The 25782-nt window shown below is 70.9% G+C and carries 27 protein-coding genes and 1 pseudogene; 10 read left to right on the forward strand and 18 right to left on the reverse strand.

The annotated features are described in order from the left end of the window. Positions 1-16 precede the first annotated feature (16 nt). Both ACMXN5_RS45220 and ACMXN5_RS45225 read right to left on the reverse strand, forming a co-directional pair. Complete coding sequence (locus ACMXN5_RS45220) at positions 17-241, reverse strand: hypothetical protein (RefSeq protein WP_439680695.1); 225 nt, start codon at positions 239-241, stop codon at positions 17-19. 77 nt (positions 242-318) lie between these two features. After that, entirely contained in the window at positions 319-1770 is a 1452-nt protein-coding gene (locus ACMXN5_RS45225) for an MFS transporter (protein ID WP_439680696.1), read from the reverse strand. A 211-nt stretch (positions 1771-1981) separates the two neighbouring features. On the opposite strand from ACMXN5_RS45225, the gene ACMXN5_RS45230 reads away from it, so the two are divergent. Beyond that, positions 1982-2617 carry a TetR/AcrR family transcriptional regulator gene (locus ACMXN5_RS45230; RefSeq protein ID WP_439680697.1) on the forward strand — a complete coding sequence of 212 codons (636 nt, stop codon included), beginning with the start codon at positions 1982-1984 and terminating at the stop codon, positions 2615-2617. A gap of 144 nt (positions 2618-2761) precedes the next feature. Here ACMXN5_RS45230 and ACMXN5_RS45235 read toward each other — a convergent pair whose 3' ends face one another. Continuing rightward, positions 2762-4267, reverse strand: coding sequence for a S1 family peptidase (locus tag ACMXN5_RS45235; RefSeq protein WP_439680698.1), 1506 nt, complete (start codon positions 4265-4267; stop codon positions 2762-2764). 116 nt (positions 4268-4383) lie between these two features. Continuing rightward, entirely contained in the window at positions 4384-5343 is a 960-nt protein-coding gene (locus ACMXN5_RS45240) for a LysR family transcriptional regulator (RefSeq protein ID WP_439680699.1), read from the reverse strand. A 304-nt stretch (positions 5344-5647) separates the two neighbouring features. Here ACMXN5_RS45240 and ACMXN5_RS45245 point away from each other — a divergent pair, with 304 nt between their 5' ends. Beyond that, positions 5648-5851: a hypothetical protein gene (locus ACMXN5_RS45245; protein WP_380002209.1), complete on the forward strand. Its 204-nt coding sequence runs from the start codon at positions 5648-5650 to the stop codon at positions 5849-5851. Between the two features lie 96 nt (positions 5852-5947). On the opposite strand, the pseudogene ACMXN5_RS45250 reads toward ACMXN5_RS45245, so the two are convergent. The 3 genes and pseudogenes from ACMXN5_RS45250 to ACMXN5_RS45260 all read right to left on the reverse strand — a co-directional run. Continuing rightward, a pseudogene (locus tag ACMXN5_RS45250) lies at positions 5948-6181 on the reverse strand (ABC transporter ATP-binding protein); the annotation flags it as partial. Positions 6182-6257: 76 nt separating this feature from the next. Continuing rightward, positions 6258-6437, reverse strand: coding sequence for a hypothetical protein (locus ACMXN5_RS45255; RefSeq protein WP_439680700.1), 180 nt, complete (start codon positions 6435-6437; stop codon positions 6258-6260). A gap of 129 nt (positions 6438-6566) precedes the next feature. Beyond that, entirely contained in the window at positions 6567-7019 is a 453-nt protein-coding gene (locus tag ACMXN5_RS45260) for a winged helix-turn-helix transcriptional regulator (RefSeq protein WP_395798545.1), read from the reverse strand. A 92-nt stretch (positions 7020-7111) separates the two neighbouring features. Here ACMXN5_RS45260 and ACMXN5_RS45265 point away from each other — a divergent pair, with 92 nt between their 5' ends. Both ACMXN5_RS45265 and ACMXN5_RS45270 read left to right on the forward strand, forming a co-directional pair. Continuing rightward, entirely contained in the window at positions 7112-7705 is a 594-nt protein-coding gene (locus tag ACMXN5_RS45265) for a dihydrofolate reductase family protein (RefSeq protein ID WP_439680701.1), read from the forward strand. Then, complete coding sequence (locus ACMXN5_RS45270; RefSeq protein WP_439680702.1) at positions 7702-8196, forward strand: PPOX class F420-dependent oxidoreductase; 495 nt, start codon at positions 7702-7704, stop codon at positions 8194-8196. Before ACMXN5_RS45265 ends, ACMXN5_RS45270 begins: the two co-directional genes overlap by 4 nt. 54 nt (positions 8197-8250) lie before the next feature. On the opposite strand, the gene ACMXN5_RS45275 is transcribed toward ACMXN5_RS45270, so the two are convergent. The 3 genes from ACMXN5_RS45275 to ACMXN5_RS45285 all read right to left on the reverse strand — a co-directional run bounded on the left by ACMXN5_RS45275 (position 8251) and on the right by ACMXN5_RS45285 (position 10385). Continuing rightward, positions 8251-8574, reverse strand: a complete 324-nt coding sequence (locus ACMXN5_RS45275) for a putative quinol monooxygenase (protein ID WP_439680703.1) — start codon at positions 8572-8574, stop codon at positions 8251-8253. 105 nt (positions 8575-8679) lie between these two features. Continuing rightward, complete coding sequence (locus ACMXN5_RS45280) at positions 8680-9102, reverse strand: GNAT family N-acetyltransferase (protein WP_439680704.1); 423 nt, start codon at positions 9100-9102, stop codon at positions 8680-8682. Between the two features lie 89 nt (positions 9103-9191). Further along, a complete protein-coding gene (locus tag ACMXN5_RS45285; RefSeq protein ID WP_439680705.1) occupies positions 9192-10385 on the reverse strand; it encodes an MFS transporter in 1194 nt (397 codons plus the stop codon). 187 nt (positions 10386-10572) lie between these two features. Here ACMXN5_RS45285 and ACMXN5_RS45290 point away from each other — a divergent pair, with 187 nt between their 5' ends. Then, positions 10573-10893 (forward strand): ArsR/SmtB family transcription factor, encoded by a 321-nt coding sequence (locus ACMXN5_RS45290; RefSeq protein WP_395798557.1) that lies wholly within the window; start codon positions 10573-10575, stop codon positions 10891-10893. Between the two features lie 103 nt (positions 10894-10996). On the opposite strand, the gene ACMXN5_RS45295 is transcribed toward ACMXN5_RS45290, so the two are convergent. The 4 genes from ACMXN5_RS45295 to ACMXN5_RS45310 all read right to left on the reverse strand — a co-directional run bounded on the left by ACMXN5_RS45295 (position 10997) and on the right by ACMXN5_RS45310 (position 16625). After that, positions 10997-12613 carry an NPCBM/NEW2 domain-containing protein gene (locus ACMXN5_RS45295; RefSeq protein ID WP_439681423.1) on the reverse strand — a complete coding sequence of 539 codons (1617 nt, stop codon included), beginning with the start codon at positions 12611-12613 and terminating at the stop codon, positions 10997-10999. A gap of 246 nt (positions 12614-12859) precedes the next feature. Further along, positions 12860-13903, reverse strand: a complete 1044-nt coding sequence (locus ACMXN5_RS45300; RefSeq protein WP_439680706.1) for an ABC transporter permease — start codon at positions 13901-13903, stop codon at positions 12860-12862. Beyond that, positions 13900-15447 carry a sugar ABC transporter ATP-binding protein gene (locus tag ACMXN5_RS45305; RefSeq protein WP_439680707.1) on the reverse strand — a complete coding sequence of 516 codons (1548 nt, stop codon included), beginning with the start codon at positions 15445-15447 and terminating at the stop codon, positions 13900-13902. The genes ACMXN5_RS45300 and ACMXN5_RS45305 overlap by 4 nt, the downstream gene beginning before the upstream one ends. 116 nt (positions 15448-15563) lie before the next feature. Beyond that, positions 15564-16625 (reverse strand): substrate-binding domain-containing protein, encoded by a 1062-nt coding sequence (locus ACMXN5_RS45310; protein WP_439680708.1) that lies wholly within the window; start codon positions 16623-16625, stop codon positions 15564-15566. 326 nt (positions 16626-16951) lie between these two features. Between ACMXN5_RS45310 and ACMXN5_RS45315 the strand changes: the two genes are divergently transcribed. After that, positions 16952-17743 carry a DeoR/GlpR family DNA-binding transcription regulator gene (locus ACMXN5_RS45315; protein ID WP_395798565.1) on the forward strand — a complete coding sequence of 264 codons (792 nt, stop codon included), beginning with the start codon at positions 16952-16954 and terminating at the stop codon, positions 17741-17743. A 23-nt stretch (positions 17744-17766) separates the two neighbouring features. Here ACMXN5_RS45315 and ACMXN5_RS45320 read toward each other — a convergent pair whose 3' ends face one another. Continuing rightward, the gene (locus ACMXN5_RS45320; protein WP_439680709.1) at positions 17767-18399 is read right to left on the reverse strand and encodes a hypothetical protein; all 633 of its coding nucleotides are present in this window, start codon (positions 18397-18399) and stop codon (positions 17767-17769) included. Between the two features lie 1296 nt (positions 18400-19695). Here ACMXN5_RS45320 and ACMXN5_RS45325 point away from each other — a divergent pair. Next, complete coding sequence (locus ACMXN5_RS45325) at positions 19696-20406, forward strand: FadR/GntR family transcriptional regulator (protein WP_439680710.1); 711 nt, start codon at positions 19696-19698, stop codon at positions 20404-20406. Next, positions 20403-21641 carry a CynX/NimT family MFS transporter gene (locus ACMXN5_RS45330; protein ID WP_439680711.1) on the forward strand — a complete coding sequence of 413 codons (1239 nt, stop codon included), beginning with the start codon at positions 20403-20405 and terminating at the stop codon, positions 21639-21641. Before ACMXN5_RS45325 ends, ACMXN5_RS45330 begins: the two co-directional genes overlap by 4 nt. A gap of 60 nt (positions 21642-21701) precedes the next feature. Here ACMXN5_RS45330 and ACMXN5_RS45335 read toward each other — a convergent pair whose 3' ends face one another. Further along, positions 21702-22175, reverse strand: a complete 474-nt coding sequence (locus ACMXN5_RS45335; protein WP_439680712.1) for a MarR family winged helix-turn-helix transcriptional regulator — start codon at positions 22173-22175, stop codon at positions 21702-21704. Positions 22176-22298: 123 nt separating this feature from the next. On the opposite strand from ACMXN5_RS45335, the gene ACMXN5_RS45340 reads away from it, so the two are divergent. Beyond that, positions 22299-23177: a DODA-type extradiol aromatic ring-opening family dioxygenase gene (locus ACMXN5_RS45340; RefSeq protein WP_439680713.1), complete on the forward strand. Its 879-nt coding sequence runs from the start codon at positions 22299-22301 to the stop codon at positions 23175-23177. An 81-nt stretch (positions 23178-23258) separates the two neighbouring features. Then, entirely contained in the window at positions 23259-24194 is a 936-nt protein-coding gene (locus ACMXN5_RS45345; RefSeq protein WP_439680714.1) for an NADP-dependent oxidoreductase, read from the forward strand. 53 nt (positions 24195-24247) lie between these two features. Here the strand turns inward: ACMXN5_RS45345 and ACMXN5_RS45350 are convergent, their stop codons facing one another. Together ACMXN5_RS45350 and ACMXN5_RS45355 are read right to left on the reverse strand one after the other, a co-directional pair. After that, positions 24248-24994, reverse strand: coding sequence for a hypothetical protein (locus ACMXN5_RS45350; RefSeq protein WP_439680715.1), 747 nt, complete (start codon positions 24992-24994; stop codon positions 24248-24250). After that, positions 24991-25641 (reverse strand): hypothetical protein, encoded by a 651-nt coding sequence (locus ACMXN5_RS45355; protein ID WP_439680716.1) that lies wholly within the window; start codon positions 25639-25641, stop codon positions 24991-24993. Before ACMXN5_RS45355 ends, ACMXN5_RS45350 begins: the two co-directional genes overlap by 4 nt. Positions 25642-25782: the final 141 nt, after the last annotated feature.

Genomic DNA, 25782 nt, shown 5'->3' on the forward strand with positions numbered 1-25782 from the left:
CGCCGCCGCGTGCCGCTCAGACCGGCTGGATGGCGAACAGGGCAAGGTGCCCGCAGTGCGGGCAGCGGAACGCGTCGATCTGCCAGCGCTGCTTGCCCATCCGCTTCACTCCCCCGAATGCCCCCCGCTCGATGAATCCCGAGATCCACCGGGCACATCCGGACGAGTGCTCACCGCTGTCCTCGATGAACCCCGGCTCCAACCCGACGTGTCCGCAGTATGTACAGCGCATGTCCTCCATCGCCCGATCATGGCACGGAGTACGAACCTGCCGTCACGGAAAGCGTTTTCGGATTTTCGGCCTGGATCGGATGTGTGTCAGCCCCGAAGCCGGCGGCGGAACAGGGGGAGCGCTGCGGCGAACGCGGCGGCGGCGCACAGGGCCGCCGCCGCGAACGCCGTCGCGATGCCGTGCGTCAGGACGTGTTCGGGGCCGCCGTCCGAGGACGCGTCGCGCGTCGCGGCACCGAACACCGTCACCCACACGGCGAGGCCGAGTGTGCCGCCGATCCACTGCATGGTCTGGAGCAGACCCGACGCGGCCCCGGACTCGCGCGGGTCGATGCCGGACATCCCGTAGGTGCTCATCGTCGGCATCGCCGCGCCGATCCCGATGCCGATCGCCAACAGCGGCCCCAGGACGCCGCCGACATAGGTGTCGTGCTCGTCGAGTCGCCCGAGCCACGCCAACCCCGTGGCCACCAGCGCCAAGCCGAGCACCGCCGGCCATGCCGTGCCGACTCGGCGCACCAGTGCCGGGGACAGGCGCGCCACGGTGAACTGGGCGACCATCAGCGGCAGGAAGGCCAGGCCCGCCCGGACCGGGCCGAAGCCGCGCACGTCCTGGAAGTACTGCGCCAGCAGGAACAACACGCTGAACATCGCGGCCCCCGCCGCCGTGATCGCGGGCAGTACGCGCGCCAGCGTGCCACGGGTGGCCAGGCGCAGCGGGGTGAGCGGTTCGGCGGCACGCTTTTCGACGCACACGAACACGATCAACAACACGGCGGCGGCGATCAACGACCCGATCGTGCGGGCGTCGCGCCACCCGTGCGCGGCGGCGCGGATGAACGCGTAGACCAGGGCGCCCATTCCGGCCGTCGCGGTCAGCGCGCCCGCGACGTCGAACCGTCGTGGCCGATCGGTCCGGGCCCGCGCGGGCTCGGTGATCAACCGCGCCGCGAGCCCGATCATCAGGGCGCCCAGGGGCACATTGATCAGGAACACCCAGCGCCACGAGGCGAGATCGGTGACCACCCCGCCCAGGACGAGCCCGACGGAGGCGCCGCCGCCCAGGACGGCGGAATACCAGGAGATGGCCCGGGCGCGGGCATGGCCGTCGAACGTGCTGACGATCAGGGCCATGGTGCTCGGAGCCGCGAGCGCGCCGCCGAGGCCCTGGAGGACGCGCGCGGTGATCAGCCACCAGGCCCACGGGGCGCAGCCGGCGAGCAGGGAGGCGCCGGTGAACACGGTCGCGCCGGCGAGGAAGACGCGTTTGCGACCGAACACGTCGCCGAGCCGTCCGGCGAGCAGCAGGGAGCCGCCGAAGGCCAGGGTGTAGGCGTTGAGCACCCACGACACGGACGTGCGCGACATGTCGAGGGCGTCGCCCATGCGCGGGAGCGCGAGGTTGACCACCGTGACGTCGATGCCGATCAGCAGCATGAATCCGGTGATGACGGCCAGTACGAGTCCGGGTCGTGGCGCGGGCGGCGCGGATGCGTGGGGCGGTTGCCCGGTGGCGGGCGCGGTGGCGGATGTGGACATGGTGAATCCCCCGAAGTGTGGTCGTGGTCGCGGATGCGGGCATGGCAACGGGCATGCCGATGCGCGGGTGTGGGGTGACGGCGCGCACGAGCGCGCAGCGCCGTATTAGAGACGTTGGCGTCTCTAGTGACACGACGAGATTAGGAGACTCTTTGGTCTCTTACAAGTCTTCGGCGATAATCGGTGCACGACTTGAGAGAGGTGATCCGCCTTGGCCTCCGCTCCCGACCGCCCGGGTACGCACGAGCCGCCCGGCCACGACGCCACGCCCGTGCGGCGGCGTGGCCGGGCGCTCGAACAGGCCATCTACCAGGCGGTGTTCGACCAGTTGCTAGAGGTCGGCTACGCGGGCCTGACCATGGACGGCGTGGCGGCGGCGGCCGGGACCGGCAAGGCGCCGCTGTACCGCCGGTGGTCGGACAAGCAGGCGCTGCTGTCCGACGCCCTCCGCGACCGGCTCCCGGACGCCGGCGACGTCGAGCTCGTCGGGGACCTGCGCCGCGACCTGCTGGCGGTGCTGCGGTTCATGTTCAGCGCCTGTACGGTGACCGGCGATCCGGCGCTGCAACTGGCCAAGGCGGAGGCCGACGCCACCCACGACGTGGTCCGCACTCGGGTATCCGCGCCGGCCCGACAAATGATGCTCGACGTGCTCCGGGCCGGCGAGGCCCGCGGCGAGGTGCGGCCGGGCGCGGCGACCCCGCTGATCGCCCGGGTCGGCATCGCGGTCGTCGTGTACCAGAACCTCACGGGCCGGGACGGCCTCGACGACGCGTTCATCGAACAGGTCGTCGACGAGGTTCTTCTCCCGCTGGTCCGCGACCCCGACGGCCCGGCGCCGGGGTAGGACGGGCGGGGCCGCCGGGAGTGGGCGCCTTGCGATGTGGGCCGGTCGCCGCCCGGGTGCGGCAACGGGTACGGACGTCCGAGGGACGTCCGTACCCGTGCGGTGCCGAATCGTTGTGGTTCGTTCGGCGGTGTCAGGTCGGGGTCAGGGCTTGCTCACCCCCAGGGTGTAGCTGCCCGAGCCGCTGTAGGCGAGCACGATGTAGCGGTAGCGGCCGGCGGTTCCGTTGTAGGAGATCGTCTCGTCCGCTTCCGGAGTGGTGCCTTCGGCCACCGCGTTCCAGGTGGAGCCGTTCCACTTCTGGAGGGTGAGGTCGAAGTCCGCGCCGGCCGGTCCGGTCAGGCAACCGGTGTGCGTGCCGGACGTGGTGGTCTCGTAGTACGAGTTGTCGGGCTGGATGGCCTGGGCGCCCGAGGCGAGGGTGCCGGTGTAGGTGTTCTGCGCCCCGGCGCAGCCCGTCGGCGGGTTGCCGCCGCCCGTGGCCAGGGTCAGACCATAGGTCTGGAGGATCTCGTTGACCGGCTGGTGGTAGGTCTCGCCGCCGGACGAGCAGTTGCCGGACCCGCCCGAGGTGACCCCCTGGGCCTGGCTGCCGGAGATGAACGACCCACCGGAGTCGCCCGGTTCGGCGCATACGTTGGTGCGGGTGAGGCCGGTGACGGTGCCCTGCGGGTAGGTCACGGACGTGTTGTGCTGCTGGATCGTGCCGCAGTGCCAACCGGTCGTGGAGCCGGAGCGGCAGATGGAGGATCCGGCCGGCGACTCGGTGGATCCGGCCACCGGCACCGTGCCGGGATAGCGGTTGACCAGCGCGCGCGGGGTCCAGTTGGCGTTCGTGGCCACCCACGCGTAGTCGTTGCCGGGGAAGGACGATCCCTGGAACGTACCCTGCGCCGCGCCGTTGCCGGTGGTCGTGGAACCGGGTCGGCCGCAGTGTCCGGCGGTGACGAAGCCGCCCTGGGTGCCGCGGGTGATCGGGAATCCGATGGAGCAGCGGGTGTTGCCGTTGATGTTGTACGCGTCGCCGCCGCGCAGATCGGCCAGCACGCGTGGTTGTACGGCGGAGGGCAGGATCTCGACCGCGGCGGCCTCGACTCCGCTGTCCGCGACGAACGCGCGGGTGCGGGCGGGGTCGTGGGACTGGAGCACGACCTTGTTGGTCGCGACGTCGACGTACCACAGCGGTGTGTCGGCAGGGGCCCGACGCTGTGCGGAGCGGTCGAGTGCCTCACGAACCCGATCGAGGTCGGCGAGCGAGTGCGGGACCACCCGTGCGGTGGCGCCGTTGGCCTCGATGGCCCGCACGTCGCGTCGGTCGGTGGTGGCGATCACGAACTGCGCGGTGTCGCCGCTCAGCCAGGCTCCGGCCCAGTGCGCGCCGAGGCGTTGGCGCAGGAGCGGCTCCTGGACGGCGGCCCGATATTCGCTCGCCAGGCGGGATGTGGCGACATCCGGGGTGAGACCGAGGTCGCGTTGGAGGGCCTCGACGATGCCTTCGGGGGCGGCGGGGGCGGGCCCGACGGGGACGACGAGGGCGTCGTCGCCGGAGGAGGGGGGAGTGGGATCGGAGGTGGCGGTTGCGGTGCCGCCGAGGGACAGGACAGTGAGCAGGGCGGCACAGGACGCGGCCGCGACATGCTTGAGACGCATGGGGACTCCTGTCGAGGGGGACGACAGAAACGTATCTGCGAGATGTGCGCCGAGGTACCTGTCAGTCGACCCCTAACACGGTGATATGGACGGGCTGTTGCGCTGATGGTCCGGGGTCAGTTCGCCGTTCCGTAGCCTTCGTGATCGGCGAGCCAGTCGGCATAGTCCGGGGCCTCGCGGACCGCCGCCGCGTGTGCGGCGCGGGCCTGTTCGGTCACCAGGGACGCGGTGTGCGCGGCGGGGGCGTGCGGATGCCAGCCGATCAGGTGTCGCCACGAGAGCGGTGTGCCGGCCAGCGCGACCCGGGCGATACCGGGCGTCGGTGGCATCGTCGCCCGACACAGGCCGACGGCGCGGCCGACCTGGCTGAGGTACACGCAGGCGGCCACGTCCGTCTCGTAGACCGCCCGCGGGGTGAAGCCCGCCCGCGCGCACGCGGTGAAGAAGCAGTCCTCGAAGCACCCTTCGCCGGGAACGGCGGCCCAGCTGTCGTCGGCGAACGCGGCGAGATCCACCTCCCGCTCGCCGGCGAGCCGGTGGTCGTGGGCGAGCATCAGGAAGACCGGATCCGTGCCCACCTCGCGCCACGCCAGCCCACCGCCGTACGCCGGGCGGCTCTCGCCGCACGCGCCGAGCAGCACGTAGTCCAGTCGCCCGGTTGCCACCATGGCGGTCAACTCCCGGTTGGACCACGACATGTGTGTGGTCACCGTGTCGGCGCGATGTTCCTCGGCGAGCCGGTCGACCAGACCGCCGAACAGCGGTCCGTGCGTGCCGCCGAGGCGAAATCTGGGTGTCACCCCCACCCGATTGGCGAACCGTACGGCCTCCTCCTGGAGTTCCCGGGCAGCGGGTAACAACATTCGGGCCCGGTCCAGCACCAGTTCGCCGAGCGGAGTCAACGTGACCCCCTCGCGGCCGCGCTCGAACAGCGCGCCGCCCAAAGCCTTTTCGATCCGTTTGAGTTGCGTACTCAGTGCCGGCTGAGCCAGACCCAGCACGGCGGACGCGCGGGTCAGACTGCCCGCATCCGCGATGGCCCGAATGGTGCGCAGATGGCGTAGTTCCATGTCCATGCCCGGCAAGGTACGGCCGACCGGCGACGGCGAACAAGATGCCGCCCGGTCGGCCGCGCCCTGGTCACCAACCGCGTCTGCGGCCTTCGATGTTCATGCGCAGGGTCGCGCCGATAGGCCCGGTCCGATGACGGATGGCCGGATCCAGGTGCATGCGAGGTACTTTCCAATGATGCGTCCTCCGGGCATCCCGTCGATTCTCCTCCGCCGGCGTTGGGCCGGAACTTCCATGCATGGGAGCGGAGTTACCGGGTAGCCAAGGAACGCAGACCCGCGCTTCCGGTTACGCGAAGACAGGACACCCATGTCGACTCCCTTGATTCTCGGGCGCCGCGCGGAACTTCCCACCGAGCAGCATCGGTCGCGGTTGCCCGAACACCACTACGACCCGATCGCATGCGTCAACGTCGTCGCCGACGGCAGACTCCTCATCGACGCTGCGGCTCCCCGCCTGATCGCCGAGTACACCCGAACCCAGGAGCCCTCCGGCCTCAAGCAGGACGACTGAGCCGAGCACCCCACGCCCCGCCATACCCGCGCGCCGGACCGAGTTCCGGGCGGGGCGGCGGGGCGTTTCACTGTGCGGTGGTGTGTCCGTGCGCGGTCAGGTGAGGGTGATCAGGTCGAGGTAGGTGTCGCTCCACAGGTCCTCGTCCGCGTCGGGGAGCGGCAGGACGCGGTCGGGGCGCAGGGCGTCGATGGCGGACGGGTCGTGGGTGACCATCACGATCGCGCCCGGGTAGGTGCCGATCGCGAACAGGATGCGGGCCAGTTCGACGCGGCGGCGCTGTGCGCCGGAGAGCGCGCCGATCGGCTCGCCCAATACCCGTTCGGGTAGGCCCCGACGCCGCGGGACTGCCCCAGCCATCAACCCGAAGGCTCGGGCAGGCACCTCACCGTCGTGGACGTTCGTCTCAACCCGCCTGCACCGAGGGATGCGCCGCCGTCGGGGCTATCGGTGTCGTGATCGGCGCGGATCGGTCGTACTCCGTGGCCGGGTACACCTGCGTCGCGCTCGCCGACGTCGCGCCGATGAGGACGAGCAGGGGAGTGGCGGCCAGGGCGAGCGCGCAGGCGATGCGGGGTGACTTCACGAGTGATCGACCCTTCGAGATGACGGACCGGGCGCGTGGTCGCGATTCCGATGCATCAACAGTGCCGGCCTCCGCCATGGCGGCGTAACCCGCGAAAGTTGGTGATGGTGATCCGAAGGGTGCGGGTCCCTACCCGGCTGCGCCCGGGCCCGGTAGGGGGTCGATGTCGGTTGCGTGCATGGGGTTGCCGCAGTGGGCGCAGCGTAGTTCGGCGGTGCTGATTTCGCCGCACGTGCGGTGGCGGTACAGCACCGGTGGGCCCGCTTCGCCCGCGAGCCACTTGTCGCCCCAGCCGGTCATGACCATGAGCAGGTCGACCAACTCGGTGCCCTTCTCGGTCAGAACGTACTCGTAGCGCGGTCGCCGGTCGTAGGGGCGCCGCTCCAGCACACCGTGTTCGACCAGGTGGTTCAGCCGTTCCGTCAGGACCTTGCGGGAGATCCCGAGGTCGGCCTGAAGCTGCTCGAAGCGGGTGAGCCCGACCCATACGTCGCGCAGCACCAGCGGCGACCAGGGCTCGCCGATGACATCGAGGGTTCGGGCGATCGAGCACGCCATTTTGCTGAAGTCCGTCCGCTGCATGAGAGCAGTCTAGCAATCGGGGTTCCCTGAAGGAACTTGATCTGCTACGGTTTCAACGTCTCCTCAAGGAACTCCAGACAAGGATGCCGAAGATGAGCAAGGTCATCAGCAGCCACGCGGTGTCGGTCGACGGCTACATCACCGGTCGCGAGCCCGGCCCGGGGCGCGGGCTCGGTGCCGGGACGATGCTCTTCGACTGGTACTTCGACGGCGACACGCCCAGCCGGGTGTTCGACGGCTTCCGGCAGAGCGAGCCGAGCGCGCGGGTCTTCGACGCCCTCGCCGGGCGGATCGGCGCGGTCGTGGCCGGGCGCAACACCTACGAGGACTCCGACCACTTCGGTGGCGGCAGCCCCCACCCGACGGCCCGGCTGTTCGTCCTCAGCCACCGCCCGGCGCCGGAGATCACCGAGCGGCAGACCCTGATCGGCACCGGCATCGCGGACGCGATCGCCGCGGCCCGCGAGGCCGCCGGCGACAAGGACGTCGCGCTCATGGGCGGCGGGGTCCTGGCCGAGGGGTTGGCGGCGGGGCTCGTCGACGAGGTGATCCTCCATCAGGTGCCGGTCCTGCTCGGCCAAGGCCGCCCGTTCTTCCGGGAGTTGCCCGAACACGTGCGCCTGCGCCTGGTCGACGCCGTCCCGGCGCCCGGCGTCACCCACCTCCACTACGCGGTGGAGCGATGACCCCCGCCGCCGCCCCGACCGCACCGCTCGCGGACCACGAGCGCGAACACAACCACGAGCACGAGCCCAAGAAGCCCAACCGGAACCGACCCGAGGAGACCACCGCCATGCTCGACCCCGAAGTGCGCCGCGTACTCGACGGAACCCCGATCGCCCACCTCGCCACCGTCCTCCCGGACGGCGCGCCGCACTCCGTCCCCGTGTGGATCGGTACGCACGGCGACCACATCGTGATTCTGACCGGCCCGGACAGCCGCAAGGCCCGCAACCTGCGCCGCGACCCCCGAGTCGCGCTGTCCCTGACGCCGGAGGACGACCCGTTCCGCCCGATTGCCATCCGCGGACGGGTCGTCGAATGGCTCGACGGCGACGCGGGCTGGGCGGTGGTCGACCGCGTGGCCGCCAAGTACATCGGCCGGCCGTACTCGCGAGACCGGCAGCGCGTCGTCGCGATCATCGAGCCGGAGCGGCAGGCGGTAGGGATGTCGTGACCGGCGACGGCGGCGACGGGGAGGGCCGTTCGGTGCCGGCGGCCCGTCGTCGTCTCAGCCCCGGCCGCCGCGCTCCTCGTACGGGCTGTGCATCGTGAGGTAGCGGATCTCCAAGTCCTGCTCCAGGTAGTCCATCCGGTGCTCCCAGAAATCCTGAAGATGGGGCAGGGCCAGGTGGGCGTCCAGATCCTCGCGGCTGCGCCAGGCCTCGTAGAAGACGAACACGCCCGGCGCGTCGAGGTCTTCGTGAAAGTGGTACTCCAGGCAACCGGGCTCACGCCGGGTCGGCTCGACGAACGACAGCAACAGTCGGCGCAACTCCTCCGCGCGCTCCGGCTTGGGCCTGGCGGTACCGACCAGGGTGAATGGCTGCCCCATGGGGTCCCCTTCTCGAAGGTAAGACGTATCTCGTACCTTGAAGACGTTAGCGATCATGAAGGTACGATGCAAGCCATACCTTCGTGAAGGGTGCGGGCGCCCGCGCTACGGCCCCGTGGGCAGGTGGATCAGTCCGGCGTCGGTGCCGCGGAAGCCGCAGGCGTCGAAGTAGAAGTGGCGCAACTCCGGTTCGAAGTCGACGTGCAGCCACTCGCAGCCCGCCGCGCGTGCCTGCTCCGCCGCCAGGCGGACGACGGCTGTTCCGATGCCGCGATGCTGGTATGAGCCCCGGGTCTTGGTGTCGATCAGGAACGCGTGGTCCTCGCCGTCCCAGGCCACGTTCACGAAGCCGACCAGGAGTCCCGCGCCGTCACGGGCGCTCACCCAGCCGAGGCTGTGCGGCGCGATCCGGCTCCACCAGCCGGCAACGGCGTTGCCGCCGTGTGATCGGACGAGGTCGACCATCTCGTCGTCGGTGATGGGATCGCGCCAGGCGTAGGAGATCGTTTCGCTGATCGGTTCGCTCATCCCGACAGCATCGCCATCCCGAGCTTTCGCGCAACCGTTTTCGATCCACGGCACGGCGACGGTCGGCACGATGCGGTCGTTGGGCCGGCTCAGCGCTCGACGGCGTCCACCGGGGCCGGTGCCTTCGGTGTGGCCGTTACGCGGCGGGGGTCGGTGGCCACGCGCACCGAGAGCACCACCAGGACGCAGGCCACCAGGCCGATGCCGGCCGCGAGCGCGGTCAGGCCGCCGCCGCCCAGCGGGCCCACGCTCGCCCCGCCGAGGGCGCCTCCGAGTGATACGCCCAGGTACTGCGCGGAGCCGTTCAGCGAGATGACCACCGGTGCGTTCGTCGGGTCGAGTGAGATCAGCCGGTGCTGCTGGGACACCACGATCTGCCAGCCGGTCATGCCCCACAACACCAGTACGGCCAGCGCCGCGGGGTACGCGTGCCGGGCGGCGATGGTCAGCGCCAGCGCCGCGGTGATTCCGGTCACGGCCAGCACGGCGGTGCGGTCGGCGCCGAAGCGGTCCACCGTGTGGCCGGCGAGCGTGGTGCCGAGCACCGCGCCGAAGCCGAATACGAGCAACGCCCAGGCCAGCGGGCCGCCGTGGTCGGCGCCGGCCGGGGCGAGCACGTCGCCCAGGTAGGGGTAGGCCGTGAAGGCGGCGAGAAAGGCGACGAAGGTGACGGACTGGATCAGCAACACCCGGCCGTCGGCCAACGGACGCAGCCGGTCGCGCAGTCCGGGCACGGGTCCGGCCGGGATCGGGCCCAGGCTGATCGCCATGCCGAGCATCGCCACCGCGCCGAGCCCGACGATCACCCACATGGTGCTGTGCCAGCCCTGCGCCCCGCCCAGCCATGTACCGAACGGCGCGCCCAGCACCAGGGACGCGCTGTTGCCGCCGGAGAGCACCGCCAGCGCGCGGGCCCGCCGCTCCGGCGCCACCAGCGCCGCCGCGCCGGCGGCCGCGTTCGGCAGGAACATCGCCGCGCCGGCCGCGGCCAGGAGCCGACTGCCCAGCGCGACACCGTAGTTCGGGGCCAGCGCGGTGACCACGTTGCCCGCCGTGAACAGCGCCATCGCGGTCAGCAACACCCGGCGGCGGGGCCAACGTCCGGTCGCCGCCGCGAGTACCGGGGCCAGGATCGCGTAGCCGAGCGCGAACACGGTCACGAGCTGACCGGCGGCGCCGGTGGAGACGTCGAGGTCGTCGCCGATGTCACCGAGGATGCCGGCGAAGACGAACCCGTCCATGCCGATGGCGAACGAGCCCAGGGCCAGTACGAGGAGCCGCATGGAACCACCTTCGGGAGACCGCTTTGATTGTTTGACGAGAATCAAACCGAAGCAGATGCGATGATGGTTGTCAAACAATCAAACGTTCCCGGGCGACGGAGCCGTGGCGGTCTCGGGTGGGAGCGCCGGACGGGGCGCCGGCAGGCGTCGCGGAGCGCCGTAGGATCGACGCGGGAGGTGAGGCGGCATGACGGAACGCGAACCGTTCCATCCCTCGATCGAGCAACTACGGCTCGGCGACGTACTGGGGGCCCTGGCGGATCCGGTCCGACTGCGCCTGGTCGAGTTGTACGCCGACGACGTCGAACACTCGTGCGCGGAATGGCCCGAGGAACTGCGCGGCCTGCACAAGTCGACCGTGTCGCATCACCAGAAGACGCTGCGCGAGATGGGCGTGGTCCGGGTACGGATCGCCGGCCGCAACCGCTATCTGACGCTGCGCCGAGACGAGTTGGACGCCCGCTTCCCGGGTCTGCTCGACGCGATCCTGGCCAACACCGGCGCCTGAGCGGCCGGGGGGAGGTCGTCGAGAGCCGGCCCGGGGCGGCTCGCCGGTCGCCGTTGCGACCGTGAGCCTGGTGTGGTGCCCGGGCCGGCCCTGTCGGAAGGGGTCAGACGCAGGTGAGCCTCGGTGCCGCCCAGTCGGCGTGGTCGTGGTCGATGCCGTTGCCGCCGTCGGTGACGGCGAGGGTCAGTGTTCGGCCTCCGGTCAGGTCGGCGGTGAGTGTTTTGGCCCCGTCCGACGTGGTCATCACACCGCTGTCCGCGACCTTCGTCTCGTCCCGGTAGATCAGGAAGGCCACCGCCCCGGTCGAGGTGCTTTCGTCGTCGACGCCGACGTCCACGGTCAGGCCGGTGCAGCGGGCACCGAGGTGGTAGGTGAGGGTGCCGACGGCGTGTGCGCCGAGGCCCTTGGTGTAGACGGTGCCGTTGATGGTCAGCGCCCGGCCGTCGCCGGCCGCCCGTTCACCGTTGCTGCGGTCCTTCTCCACCGGCCCCCAGCCGTTGAGCATGCCCGTCCAGGGGAGGTCGGACAGGTGGGAGGTGCCGGCGGGCGGAAGTGGGGCCGGGCCGGGGGTGATTCGGTAGGCGACCGTGCCGTGGGCGGGTACGGAGGCGCCGAACGTGCCGGTGGTGTTCGTGGAAGCGACCTTGGTCCACAGGTCCTTCAGCCGGTACGGCCCGCGGTTGGCGATGCCCAGCGCGTCCGCGGTGGTGGAGATCGTGGCGGTACTCCCCGTCTCGTTGGTCAGCGAGACGGCCCGGTCGCCGTCGGCCAACTCCTTGACCATGACCACCAGGCCGGAGTTGTTCGCGACCACGGTGCCCTGCCTGCCCAGGGGGTCCTGGTCGACGGCGATCACGTCGGCATTGGAGAGGATCGAGAGGGTTTCCGCGCTCGCCTTGCGCAGATCGGTTCCGATCAGCAGGGGCGCGGACATCATCGACCAGAGGGTGAAGTGGGTGCGGTACTCGGTCGCGGTCATGCCGCCGTTGCCGACTTCCAGCATGTCCGGGTCGTTCCAGTGACCGGGGCCGGCGTACGGGGCGAGCGGCTGGTTGCGGTGGGCGATGCCGATCATCGAGGACCAATTGTCCGAGATATCGCCCGTGGTGCGCCACAGGTGGGCGATCGGAGCGGCCCACTCCCAGACCTTGTTCTGACCCCAGTCGCAGATGGAGTAGACGATCGGCCGGCCGGTGGCGCGCAGGGCGTCGGCCATGTCGGTGTAGCGTTTTCTCGCGTCCACGCCCTGGTTGTTGCAGTTGTCGTACTTGAGGTAGTCGACGCCGAAGGAGGCGAACAGGTTCGCGTCCTGGCGCTCGTGGTCGAGACCGCCGGGGAATCCGGCGGTGTTGCAGGTCTTGGTGCCGGCGCTGCTGTAGATGCCGAACTTGAGGCCCTTGCCGTGTACGTAGTCGGCGACGGCCTTGATGCCGTGCGGGAAGCGCACCGGATCGGCGACCAGGTTGCCCGCCGCGTCCCGGGCGGGCAGGGCCCAGCAGTCGTCGAGGTTGACGTATTGGTAGCCCGCGGCCTTGAGTCCCTTGGAGACGAACAGGTCGGCGATGCCCTTGACCATCGCCTCGTCGAACTCGGCCCGGCAGTGGGTCGAGTTCCAGTTGTTGAATCCCATCGGGGGGACGACGGCCCGGCCGTCGGGCGCGGCGGCGGCCGACGGGGCGGCGACGACGGATACGCTGGCCAGTGCGGCCGTGCCCACCATCGGGGCCAGCAGTGGCAGTGCGGTGAGGGTGGCCGCGAGGCGGCGGATGAGGGTGGTTCGTACCTTGTGCACGGACGGCTCCAGTGCTCGGGGATTCGAGAGAGCGCAGGTGCGGAATGGTGCGTTGGTACGTGCGGATTCATGCGGATTCGTGCGGATTCCTTCGGTCGTGAGGTCGTGCGGTCGAGTGGCCGGGCCGGGGGCGCCGAGTGAGCGACGCAACCGCCCGACACCGTGCGGGAGTTCCTACGTCGGCAGCCCCACCGCCCGTTCCCCGTTGCGGCGTTGTTGAATGACGACGGCGACGACCAGGAGGGCGCCCTGCGCGACGTTCTGCCAGAACGAGTTGACGCCGACGACGTTGAGGCCGTTCTCGAGCGCGCCGAGGAGGAAGACGGCCAGGAGTGTGCCGCCGACGCCGCCCTTGCCACCCTTGAGGGCGCAACCGCCCAGCGCGGCCGCCGTGATGGCCTTGAGCTCCAGGCCCTCACTGCCGGCGGTGGGCTGGCCGGATCCGGTGCGCGCGGTCAGGATGACACCGGCGATCGCCGCGACGACGCCGACGAGGGCGTACACGGACACCAGATACTTGTTGATGTTGATGCCCGCGAGGCGCGCGGCGGTGTCGTTGCCGCCGATCGCGTAGATGTTGCGGCCGATGTCGGTGTACTTGAGCAGGACGTGCACGGCGACGGCGACCACCGCCAACGTCCAGATCTGGACGGACAGTCCGAGGATCTTGCCGCGCGCGACGAAGATGAAGAAGTCGTCGCCGAGCACGTAGCCCTGGGCCCGGCCGCCCGCGAGGAGTTGGGCGACACCCTTGTACGCGGCGAGGGTGGCGAGGGTGGCGATGACGGGGTTGACCCGGCCGTACACGATGACGAGCCCGTTGACCACGCCCGCCGCGATGCCGACCCCGATCGCGGCGAGGATGCCGAGGGTGGCGTTGCCGTCGGTGGAGGTGAAGGCCATCGCGCTGACGACGGAGGCGATGCCGGCCTGCGAGCCGACGGAGATGTCGAGCGCGCCGCAGATGATGACCACGGTCTGGACCACGGCGAGCAGACCGGTGACCGCGACCGTGTCGCCGATGACGGTCATGTTGGCCCGGGTGAGGTAGCCGTCGTCGAGCCAGGCGAACGTGCCGACGACGACGATGAGCGCGCCGATGAGGCTGGTGTTCTGCGCGCCGACGGCGCCGGCGACCCGGCGGGGCAGCGCGCGGGCGTGGGCGCCGCCGGCGGACGTGGCGGGCATCGGCGGTGGCGCGTCGGTCGTGGTGGTCATGTCGGGTTCCCCTGGTTCGGTTCGGCGAGGTCGAATGCCATGGCGAGGGCGAGGACGGCCTCCTCGTCGGCGTCGGCGCGGTCGAGTTCGCCGGTGATCCTGCCGTTTTGCATCACGACGATGCGGTCGGCGAGGCCGAGTACCTCGGGCAGTTCGGAGGAGATGACGAGGATGGCGACGCCGGCCGCGGCCAACTCGTCGATCAGGCGGTAGATTTCGGCCTTGGCGCCGATGTCGATGCCGCGTGTGGGCTCGTCCAGGATCAGGATCTCGGGCCGGCGGGCGAGCCAGCGGGCGAGTACGACCTTCTGCTGATTGCCGCCGGATAGTTTGCGCACCTCGTGGTCGAGGGACGGGGTGCGTATGTCGAGGCGGTCGACGAACTCCCGGGCGAGGCGTCGTTCGCGGCGCGCGCCGACGAAGCGGAAGCGGCGCAGCCGGTCGAGGACCGCGACGCCGATGTTGTAGCGGACCGAGCCGGTCAGGAACAGTGCCTGCGCCTTGCGCTCCTCGGGCGCGTAGCCGATGCCCGCGCGCACGGCGTCGCGGGGCATGCGCAGGCGCAGCGGCCGGCCGTCGACGCGTACCTCGCCGGAGCGGATCGGCACGTCGCCGACCAGCGCGGCGGCGAGTTCGGATCGACCGGCGCCGACCAGCCCGGCCAGCGCGACGACTTCGCCCTCGCGGACGTCGAGGTGTACGTGCGAGACGTCGTCGGTACTGACATCGCGCACCTCCAGGACGACCCGGTCGCGCGCGCTGCGGTTGCGCGCGAACAGCGCCGACAGGTCGCGTCCGACCATCAGGCGTACCACCTCGCCCTCGTCGGTGCGTCCGGCGTCGCGGATGCCGGCCAGCTCGCCGTCGCGCAGGACCGCGACGCGGTCGGCGAGGCGAAAGATCTCCTGCATGCGGTGCGAGACGTAGACGATGGCCAGCCCCCGGTCGCGCAGGCGCCGAATGAGGCCGAAGAGCGTTTCCACCTCGTGTTCGGACAGCGACGAGGTCGGCTCGTCGAAGGCCAGCACGGCGGCCTCGGTGGTGAGGGCGCGCAGGATCTCGACGAGTTGGCGCTGCGCGGGGGACAGCCTCGAGCCGAGGGTCTCGGGGGCGATGGCGTGCGCGAATCCCAGGCGTTCGAGGTCGGAGCGCATACGCCGGTACAGGGTGGCGCGGTCGAGGAGGCGGCCCGGTTTGCGGGGCAGCGCGCCGATGTAGACGTTCTCCGCGACGCTTACGTGCGGGACGATCTCGGGTTCCTGGGGGATGACGCGGATGCCGTGCCGGCGGGCGTCGGCGGGGCTGTGCAGTACGCGGGGGGTGCCGGCGACGAGGACCCGGCCGCGGCCCGGTCGATGGTCGCCGTTGATGATTTTGATGAGGGTGGACTTGCCGGCGCCGTTCTCCCCCATGAGCGCGGTGACGGTGCCGCGGGGGAAGTCCAGCGTGATGCCGCGCAGGGCGTGGACTCCGGCGAAGTCCTTGTGGATGTCCTCGACGGCGAGCGCTGGGCCCGGGAGGTCGGGGGATGGGTTCTTCGTCATGGCTGGACCTCGAGGGCGTCTCGGGAGGTCGCGGCGGCCCGTGGTGGGCGCCGGGTCGCCGCGACCCGGTCAGGGGCGACGGCGGGCGGGTCGGCGCGGTCGCACGTCGGGCCCGCTCACGTGCACTTGAGGCCGGATTGTTGCCAGTCGGCGGGGTCGACCATCTTCGTCGTCGCGAACGCCTCGGCGGGGAAGGGTTTTCCGTTTTTGAGCCGATCGACCATGGTCTGTACGGCGAGGCCGCCGACCTCGTAACCGTTGATGAACAGCGCGGCCTTCATCCCGCTCGGCTTGCCGGAACCCCAGTCCTTGCACGCCAGATAGCCGCCCAGTCCCACGCCGATCACGTCGGCGGCGCCGTAGCCGCCGTTCTGCAGCGCGGTGACCGCGCCGGCGACGTTTTCGTCGTTGCAGCCCCACACGATCCAGTGCTTCACCGAGCGGTTGCCGCTCATCGTGGCGGCCGTCTTGTTCTGCGCGTCGGGCGGGGTGTTGTCGGTGCCGACCTTGAGCACCTTGACGTCCGCGCCGGTGGCCTGCTTGAAGGCCTCACGGGCGGCGTCGACCCGGTCGGTGCACACGGTCACGTCCTGTTTCCAGGCGGCGATGATCGCGGTGTCGGCGGGATTCCAGCCCGACTTCTTGAATTCGTCGGCGGCGCGCCCGCCCACCTGGGTGCCCATCTGGGGGCCGCTGAAGCCCACGCGCGGGACGAGTTTGTCCTTGGCGCACTTGGTCGGGTCGGGGCCGGTGAGGCAGATCTGGTCGTCGGACGCGAGCAGGGGCGCGCCGCCCTTGCCGGCGATGTCGACGACCTGCGGTCCCACGGCGGGGTCGGGCACGACGATCACGACGCCGTTGTATTTCTGGGCAATTGCCGCCTGGACCTCGCTGACGGCCTTGTTGGTGTCGTTGCCGAGGTTGACGACCTTGAGATCGACGCCGAGTTCCTTGGCCTTGGCGCGGGCGCCGTCCGCTTCGTCGACGAAGTACTGCTGGTCGCCTTGCTTTTGCAGATAAGCGATCTTGATCGTGCCGGATAACGAAGCCGGCGGGCCCGAAGGCGAGCCGGAGCCGGCGTTGTCGTCCTTGCCGGACGAACATGCGGTGAGCGCCGCGGCGAATACGAACGCCGCCACCGTCGCGGCCGCCCGCCGGGTGCGTCTGCGGTGCGTCATGATCAGCCCCTGTGAAGGTCGGCGGCCTGCGAGGACCGCGGGGGAGTGCGGTGACCTGCGGAAGAGCGGGATGTGCTGGTAATGGAAACGTCGATCTTGAAATCGAACACGGTATGCGCCGTATTCACTCGTAACGCGACTCATATATCTAGCAGTTCAAACATTAACCAACAAGCCCCGATTTGGTAAAACTCCCGCCGCGCGCCCTCCTCACGTGCGGGAATGGTCGTGCGCACGCGAGTATTTCCCGATGCCGAAGTCGGGTGCGATAAACGAACACTGCTATGTTGGAAATTGTTGGATATCCAGGGGCGGGAGGATCGGGGATGCTGGCACGGCAGCGACAAAACACGATCTTGGAGATGATCGCCGATCAGGGTTCCGTCCGGGTCGCCACGCTGGTGCGGAAATTCGGCGTCTCGGACATGACGATTCGACGCGACCTCGAAGTGCTGGCCGGGCAGGGACTGATCGCCAAGGTGCACGGCGGCGCCACCTCGCGGGACGGCAGCTCGACCGAGGAACCGGGGTTCGTCCGCAAATCCGGACTCCAGGCCGCGGAGAAGGAGGCGATCGCCCGCCGCGCCGCCGCGATGGTCGCGCCCAACAGCGCCATCGCGCTGTCCGCGGGGACGACGACCTGGACCCTGGCCCGGCAACTCGTCGACGTCCCCGGACTGACCGTGGTCACCAACTCGATTCCGGTCGCGGACGTCTTCCACCAATCGGGCCGCTCCGACCAGACCGTGGTGATCGTCGGTGGCGTGCGTACCCCCTCGGACGCGCTGGTGGGCCCCGTCGCGGTCGCGGCCCTGCGCAGCCTCAACGTCGACATGCTCATGCTGGGTGTACACGGCATCAGCCCGCGCGTCGGATTCACCACGCCCAACCTCCTGGAGGCGGAGACGAATCACGCCCTCGTCCGCGCGGCCCGCCGCCTGGTCGTGGTCGCCGACCACACCAAGTGGGGCCTGATCGGGATCAGTACGATCGCCCAACTCGGCGACGCCGACACGCTGATCACGGACACGGGCGTGCCCCAGGAGGCGCGCGAGCAACTGGGCGAGCACATCGAGGACCTCGTCGTGGTCGACCCGGTCCAGCCCGCCTCCTCCTGACGGGCCATCACGCGAGCGCTGCCCTAGGCGGGGTCGGTGTGCGGCGCCGGTGGCGCGGCCGGGTGCTGCGCCGGGAGCAGGGCGATGCCCGACCTGAGCCGCACGGCGCCCGGCAGATCCAGGCCGCAGCGGCGACTGGCGACGACCGCCTCCTGCATCGCCAGCGTGCCGGTGGTCGTACAGGTGCCGCAGCGCAGCGATTCGAGGCGGGCCCGGCGGACGACCGCCAGCATGCCCTCGACGTCGAACGCGACGGTGAGGCGGAGCTCCAGGGTGCCGACCCGGACACCGTCGACCTTCAGGTCCACGCATGGACGATGGGTGGATGTGACCCGGTGGGTGGCCAGCGCGACGACCTCCTCGGTGTCCGGTGCGGCCCGGGTACGCCGCGCCGCCGCGACGAGCGCGCCGTGCTTGACCCATCCGGCCGCCAGCAGGTCGACGAGATCCATGCTCAGGAAGCCGTCGACCATCGAGGCGACCTCACGCTCGACGGTCCGGCCGGCGTCGTCCGTGAGGCCCCGGGCGCCGCGGCCGAGCATCGCGGCGACCTCGTGTTCGTGAGCCGCGCCGACGAGCGTCTCCGCGGCGGCCTCACCGTCGCCACCGAACAGCAGTTCGCGTACGGATGCGGGCAGCGGCACGGTGTCGGTCATGGATCCACTTCCTTGATGGTCTGTTCCCCGGGGTCCGAGCGCGGCTCCAGTCGCACCGTCCGGCTCGTTCCGCCCGTGTCCGCGACCTCCTGCACCCCGTCGGACACGAGTCCCGATCGCATGACGGTGCGAACGTGTCGACGCGTCCAGCGTGGTCCGCGTCCCCGGCGGAAGATACCCACGTAGCTCACGAGGGCCACCACCAGGAACACGCCGGCCGCCACCGTTCCGATCATCCAGCCCGAACTCGCGCCGGCACCGGTGCCCGGCACCGCGGTCGCCGACGACGAAGTACCGGTCGCCGTCGGCTGGGACGAGCCGGGCCCGACACCCGTGCCGACCCCGAAGGAGGCGGAGGCGTCGCCGCCGCCACATCGCGCCGAAACCTTGTGGGCCCCCTTCGACGCGGTCTTCGGAACCACAAGCCGGACGCTGAAGCCGCCCCCTTTCGGAGCCGCCGGCACGTCACGGGCGGCGAGCGCGGCACCGTCCCACAGGACGTCGACCCGGGACCCGGGACCACACGCCGGGTAGCCCGACCCGGTGGCCGTCACCGTCGTACCGGCGCCACCCGTCGCGGGGGCCAGGACCAGAGCCGGGTGCGATCGGGGATCGGCGGTGGTGGGGGGCGTGGTCCGGCCGGACGGCGGCGCGCTCCTCGAAGGCGGCGGCGTCGTCCCTTGAGGACGCGGCACCACGGGGGAGGGGCTGTACGGCGGATAGGTGACCGGTGGAGGTGGCGGCGGAGGGGGTGGCGGTGGTGGAGGTGGAGGCGGCGGAGGGGGTGGTGCCGGTGGCGGGTTCGGTGCGACGTGGGCGTGCGCGAAACCCGGCGGCGCCACGACCCCGGCCCCGACGCAGAGCAGGGCCCCCAACAACCCCGAGACCACGGCGAGTCGCCTGCTTCGCCCGGTCCCCGGGCGTCGGGTGGGATCCTCGGACTCCTTCACCGCCGATGCCGATCCTTCCGCGTGTCCGCGACGCGAGAGCAGGCTCGCGACTCGATCAGGAGCCGTACGAAAGCGCGTTCCGGTACGCGACGCACCGGCGCGACTCCCGTTCAGCCAAACATGGGCCCGCACGCATCGCATCCGGATACGCCGGTATGGCGGAACGCCGGCGCGGCGGCATATTCGCCCACCGGCACGCGGCCCGTTGCGACACCCGGGAGCACTTCGCCCATCCCCCGAGGCCGACGAACTCGAAGAGCGACCGGCCTCCACCGCCTGGGGCGGGCGCCCGGGCCTGGATATATGCGATGTTCAAATGTCTGACGTTTGTATGTATGCTCTTTCCATGAAGCGCATCAGCACACCGCGGCGGTCCGCGAGCCTGGCCTCGCAGCTCGTGGACAGCCTTCGTTCGCACATCGAGGCGGGGGGATGGCCCGTGGGCACCCGAATCCCGCCGGAGCAGGCCCTCATGGAGGAGCTGGGGGTCGGCCGCAGCACGCTGCGGGAGGCGCTCGGCGCACTCGTGCACCTGGGCCTGCTGGAAGCCCGGGTCGGGGACGGCACCTACGTCCGTGCGTCGAGTGAGCTCCAGTCGGTCATGGTGCGGCGGGCCGGTTCCGCGCAGCGGGACAACGTGCTCGAACTGCGCACCGTCCTGGAGGAGTACGCCTCGGGAGCCGCCGCGCTGCGCCGCACCGAGGAGCAACTGCGCCAACTCAGGGAGCTGTTGGCCGACGCCGACGCGGCCTGCGCCGGGGCGGACGTGACCGCGGCCGGGAACGTCGACGCGCTGTTCCATCGGGCCGTCGTCCGGGCGAGCGGAAACGACCTGCTGATCGAGGTGTACGACCATCTCGGTACGGCCCTCACCGCCCACCTCGGCGGTCTGTCCTGGGACGCCGCCCGCGCCGAGAAGCACGCGGGACTGCACCGGCGGCTCGTCGACGCGATCGAGGCCCGGGACGAGAGCGGCGCGCGCGACGCGGCGACGGCGATCGTCGGGCTCACCCGCGACCACGAGGCCGAGGTGTCCCGGACGGCGGAGGCGGAGTGAACCCGCAGTCGTCCACGGCCCGCCCGCTCACCCCCTCCACGTCGCCGGCCCCCGACCGGACCCTGCCCGCCGTGTCGATCGGGCTCGTCGTCGCGATCTGCCTCGTGGCGGCGAACCTGCGCACGAGTCTCACCGGCGTCGGCACCCTGCTGCCCGCGATCGAACACGGCAGCGGCCTGACCGCGAGCTGGGGCGGCCTGCTGAGCACCCTCCCGCTGCTGACCTTCGCCGCGACATCGCCGCTGGTGGCCCGGGCCTCGCACCGGTTCGGCAGCGCGCGCCTACTGGTGGCCGCCCTCGCCGCGCTGACCGTCGGCACCGTGGTCCGCTCGCTGCCCTCGGTGATCTGCCTGTTCGCCGGCACCGTGATCCTGTCCGCGGCCATCGCGTTCGGCAATGTGCTGCTGCCCGCGCTGATCAGGCGCAGCGTGCCCCCGCACCGCATTCAGGGCGTCAGTGCCCTCTACATCACGGTCATGGGCGTCACGGCCGCGGTCTCCTCCGGGATCTCCGCGCCGCTTTCGCACACTCTGCCGGGTTCCTGGCACACCGCTCTGGCCTGGGGCCTCGCGTTCAGCGTCGCGGCGTTCTTCGTCTGGCTGCCCCGGGTGCGGGGCGACAAGCCGCAGACCGGCGGCGGCGTGACCCGCAGTCCGGTGCCATGGCGGTCGCGACTCGCCTGGCAGGTCAGCATGTTCATGGGCCTGCAGTCCCTGGCCTTCTACACCGCCGTCGCCTGGCTGCCCAGCATCTTGATCCACCACGGCACCAGCAGCACCACGGCCGGATGGATGCTCTTCTACTACCAGCTGATGTCGCTGGCCTCCGGCAGTCTCCTGCCCCTGTTCACCCGAGGCCGGCGCGACCAACGCCGGACCGCGGCCGGGGGGTCGATCATGGTGGCCGCCGGCTTCGTGGTGCTGCTGTCCGCCCCCGCGCTGTCCGTCGTCGCGTGCACCCTGCTCGGCCTGGGCGGCGGCGTGTGCCTCGTCCTCGCGCTGACCTTTCAGAGCCAACGTGCCGGCAGCGCCGGCGAGGTCGCCGCGCTGGCGGGCATGGCGCAGTCGATCGGCTACCTGGTGGCCGCGTCGGGGCCGCTCCTTTTGGGCATCCTGCACGACGCCACGAACAGTTGGACCCTGCCGCTCGTGGTCCTGGTCGTGCTGTGCGTCGCGATGGCGGGTGCCGGGTACGGCGCCGGCCGGGATCGCCAAGTGCGGTATTCCGCTCCTTGACGGAGTGCGCGTGCGCGTGCGCGTCGGACGCGGCGCGCACGCCCCCGGCCGGGGGCGTGATCACCCTCCTTCGAGTTCCGCGCGCACGGTGGCGGCGATGCGGGTGAGTGCGGCGCCGAGGTGGCGGCGTTGAGCGGTGCTGAGGGGATCGAACACGAGGCGCTTCACCTGTGCGACGTGTTCCGGCGCGCTCGCGACGAGCTTTTGCCTGCCGGTGTCGGTCAGGGTGGCGAGGGTGTACCGGCCGTCGCCGGGGTCGGGCCGGCGGACGACCCAGTCGCGGGCCTCGAAGCGGTCCATCGCCTTCGACAGGCGGGGTTGCGTGCTGTCGCAGTCCCGGGCCAGGTCGCTGAGCCGCATCGTGACCTCGTCGGCCATGGACAGCCGGGCGAGCACGCCGTACTCGAAGTTGGAGATGCCCGCGTCTCGTTGCAGCTGCCGATCGAGGGCCGCCGGGAGTGCGATCACGACCGTGAGCAGGGCCTGCCACACGTCCTGCTGGTCCTCGTCGAGCCATGGTGACTGGGTGTTCATGGCACTCATCATACTTGCCCGGGAAACTCGCATGACTTGCCTGGGCAAGTTGTTGTCGACTAGCTTGTGACTTGCCCAAGCAAGTGAAAACACTTGCCGAGGCAAGTGAAGGAGCTGATTTCGATGGTCACCGCGAATGGCCTGACCTCGCCCTATCCGTTGCGCACCCCGGCGGCGGCGTATGACGAACTCCTGGCCCGGGTGCTGCCGGAGGCGCGCGGGCAGCGGATGTGGAGTCCCTCCGACGGGCCGCTGCCGAGCCTGTTCGTCAGCCATGGAGCCCCGTTCACCCTCGACGATCCGCAGTGGCTCGGCGACCTGTTCGACTGGACCCGGACGATGCCCAAGCCCAGGGCCATCGTCGTCGTCTCGGCGCACTGGGAGCACGCGCCGCCCGCGATATCGGGGGCCGCGGCCGGTACTCCGCTCCACTACGACTTCAGCGGTTTCCACCCCCGGTACAAGACCCTGCCCTACGCGACCCCGGACGCCACCGACCTGGCCCGGCGGCTCAGGGGCCTGCTGGGGCGCACGACGGTGCACGAGTTCCGCGACCGCGGGCTCGACCACGGGGCCTTCATTCCGCTCATGGCCATGTACCCCGCGGCCGACGTACCGGTCGTGCAGCTCTCGATGCCCGGCCTCGATCCGGGCGCCCTGTCCGAACTCGGGGCGCTCCTGCGGCCGTTGCGTGCGGAGGGCGTGCTGATTCTCGGCTCGGGATTCATGACGCACAGCTTCGCCGTCTTCCACCGCCCGGAACTCGCCGCCGAAACCTCGGCTTTCGACGCCTGGGCGGTCGACGCACTCGCCGGGGGCGATGTCGACGCGCTCGCCGACTACCGCAACAAGGCCCCCGGCGCCGCGGTCGCCCACCCGACGGCCGAGCACTTCGTGCCGTTGCTGCTCACGGTCGGCGCCGCGGCCGATCCGGGGAGTGCCGTGAGTGCGATCGATCGGGTGGTGATGGGCAATTCGACCCGGTCCGTGCAGCTGAACTGACGGCGACGGCACGATGCGTTGCGGCTGCTCCTCTTGCTTCCCCTTGCTCTCCCTTATCGATACACATCGGAGGAAAGTGTCATGAAGGCAATACGTTTCCACGAGTTCGGCGGCAGCGAAGTCCTGCGCTACGAGGATGTCGAGCACCCGATCCCCGGCCCCGGGCAGGTGCGGGTGCGGGTCGCGGCCACGTCGTTCAACCCGGTCGACGACCACATCCGCGCGGGTGTGTTGGCCCAGATGATCCCGGTCAGCCTTCCGTATGTGCCCGGGATCGACCTGGCGGGCACCGTCGCCGAACTCGGCGCGGACGTACGGGGGTTCGCGGTCGGCGACCGGGTCGTGGCGATGTTGCCGCTCGACTCCGCCGGTGGTGCGGCCGAGTATGTGGTCGTCCCGGCCGAGTCCCTGGCTCCCGCGCCGCGCACGGTGGATCTGGTCGACGGCGCGGCGCTGCCGCTGAGCGGTCTGGCGGCCTGGCAGACGGTGTTCGAACTCGCCGAGGTGAAGCCGGGGCAAAGCGTACTGGTCAACGGGGCGGGCGGCGCGGTGGGCAGCCTCGTGGTGCAGCTCGCGGTCGATGCGGGAGCGACCGTCACGGCGGTGGACGCGCCGCGGAATGCGGAGCGGCTTCGGGGCTACGGCGCGGAACGGGTCGTCGGTCCCCTCGATCTTGCCGAGGGCCCTGCCGCAGTGGGTGGTCCGTTCCACGTCGTGGTCAACCACGTGCGGGTCTCGCCGGAGGAGCTTGCGCGGTTGTCGGACTACGTCGCCGATGGTGGGGTCGCGGCCAGTACGGCCGGGCCGATTCCCGAGGATCCCGCCCGGTCGGTGCGCAGCGCGAGCCTGTGGGTCCGCAGTGACGCCGCCCAGCTGGCCGAGCTGGTGGCGAAGGTGGATGCGGGCAGCCTGCGGCTCCACATCGCGTCCCGCCGCGTGGTGGCGGAGTTGGCCGCGGTGCATGAGGACGCCGGTGCCGGGCGGCTGCCGGGGAAGACGGTTGTGATCGTTCCCTGATCCGGGTCGAGGTGGCCCGACGTGCCCTGACCCGGCCTGTGTGGAGCGGGGTGTCAGCCCAGTTGGGTGTAGCGGGTCAGGGCCGTGCGGAAGGAGGTCGGGTGTACGGCCAGCGGGTCGGTATAGGGGTTGCGCAGTTGTAGGACGAACAGGACGGCGAAGGCGATGATCGCGCCGACGAAGGCCAGCGCGGTCGTGTGGCGGCGATCCGCGGTCGGGCCGACCAGGGCCGGGAAGACGATCGCGAAGACGCCGGTGACGATCATCGCGACCGGGAGCACGATCGGGGTGATCGAGGACGGGTCGGCGAGGCGGGCGTGGCGTTTGACGTACAGGTCGGCCACCGCCGCCTCGGTGTCGGCGGTCCGGTCGTGCGCCGTGGCGGCGAGGGCGGCGACGCGGGAGGCGATCAGGTCGAGTTGGCGCCATGCGCGCGCGGTGTCGTGCCCGTCGGCCAGTGCCGGCCACTCCTGGTCGATCACCGTGTGGGTGTAGTCGCGCAGTCCGGCGCGCACGGCCTCGCGATCGGAGGGCGGGAGCGCGCCGGCCGCCGCGTAGGTCTTGGTCAGCACCCGGGCTTCGTCGCTCGCGTGTTGGCGGACCGTGGCCTGGAGGTCCCACGCGCCGACGATCTGAAAGCTCGTCAGGAGCACGAAGGAGGACAACACGGCGCCGCCGCAGAAGGACAACAGTTGACCGTCGGTTCCGCTCACCCTCGTCTTCTCGCCGCGGCTCAGGAGCACGAGGGCTCCCGCCGCGACGCCGGCGCCGAGCAGGGCGGCGAGGATCCACAGGATCACGGGCGCGCTCCGCGTCGGCTCGGGCCCGGCAGCAGCGCGGCGAGGGCGGCGGGGAGGATCGATACGACAAGAGCCTGGGCGAACCCGTCGGCGAAGCCCGAGGGTGCGGCGTCGTCATCGTCGGGCGGCGCGGCGGCGAGTCGCGCGGGCCGGGACGCGGGTGGTGGTTCGGCGGAGGGCGCCCGGGTGTTCGGCGGCTCCGGGGTGGGGGCCGCCTCGACGGGGGCACGGGCGGGGGCGTTGGCGCCGGCGGGCGCGGCGGGAGGCGGCGCTCCGGTCCGGATCGGTGCGGCCGGGGCCCGCTCGGTCGACGGCGGGTGGGCGCTCGGTGGCCGGGACGGCCGGGACGTGGGCGGGGGTGTGGCCGGCCGGCTCGGGCATCCGGGTCGTACGGTCACCGCGATGTCGTCGCCGATCCGGACCGAGGTCACCACCCCCGGCTGGTGCACGACGTGCACCCGGCCGGCGTGTACCTCCGTGCGCGTCGTGCCGGGCCCAGTCCCGTCGGGTGGCCGGTCGGCGGCCGACACGGTCACCGCGACCGCGTCATCGGCCGACGCCTCGAACGCCGCACCACTCGCGACCAGGACCGGCACACAGACGCACACCACCAGCAGATAGCGAGCCGCACATCGAGGGTTGCCCATGGCATCAGAGTGACGACGCCGCCCCGACTCACTACGACAAACCCCATCGAAACCCCACTTTCGAGTGACATGCCGCGAAGCCCCGCCCCCTACCTACGGCCCACCTCGCCCGAAACCGGCCGACCGCATCGCCGTCACGAC

It is taken from the genome of Embleya australiensis (assembly GCF_051903075.1).
Classification (GTDB): domain Bacteria; phylum Actinomycetota; class Actinomycetes; order Streptomycetales; family Streptomycetaceae; genus Embleya.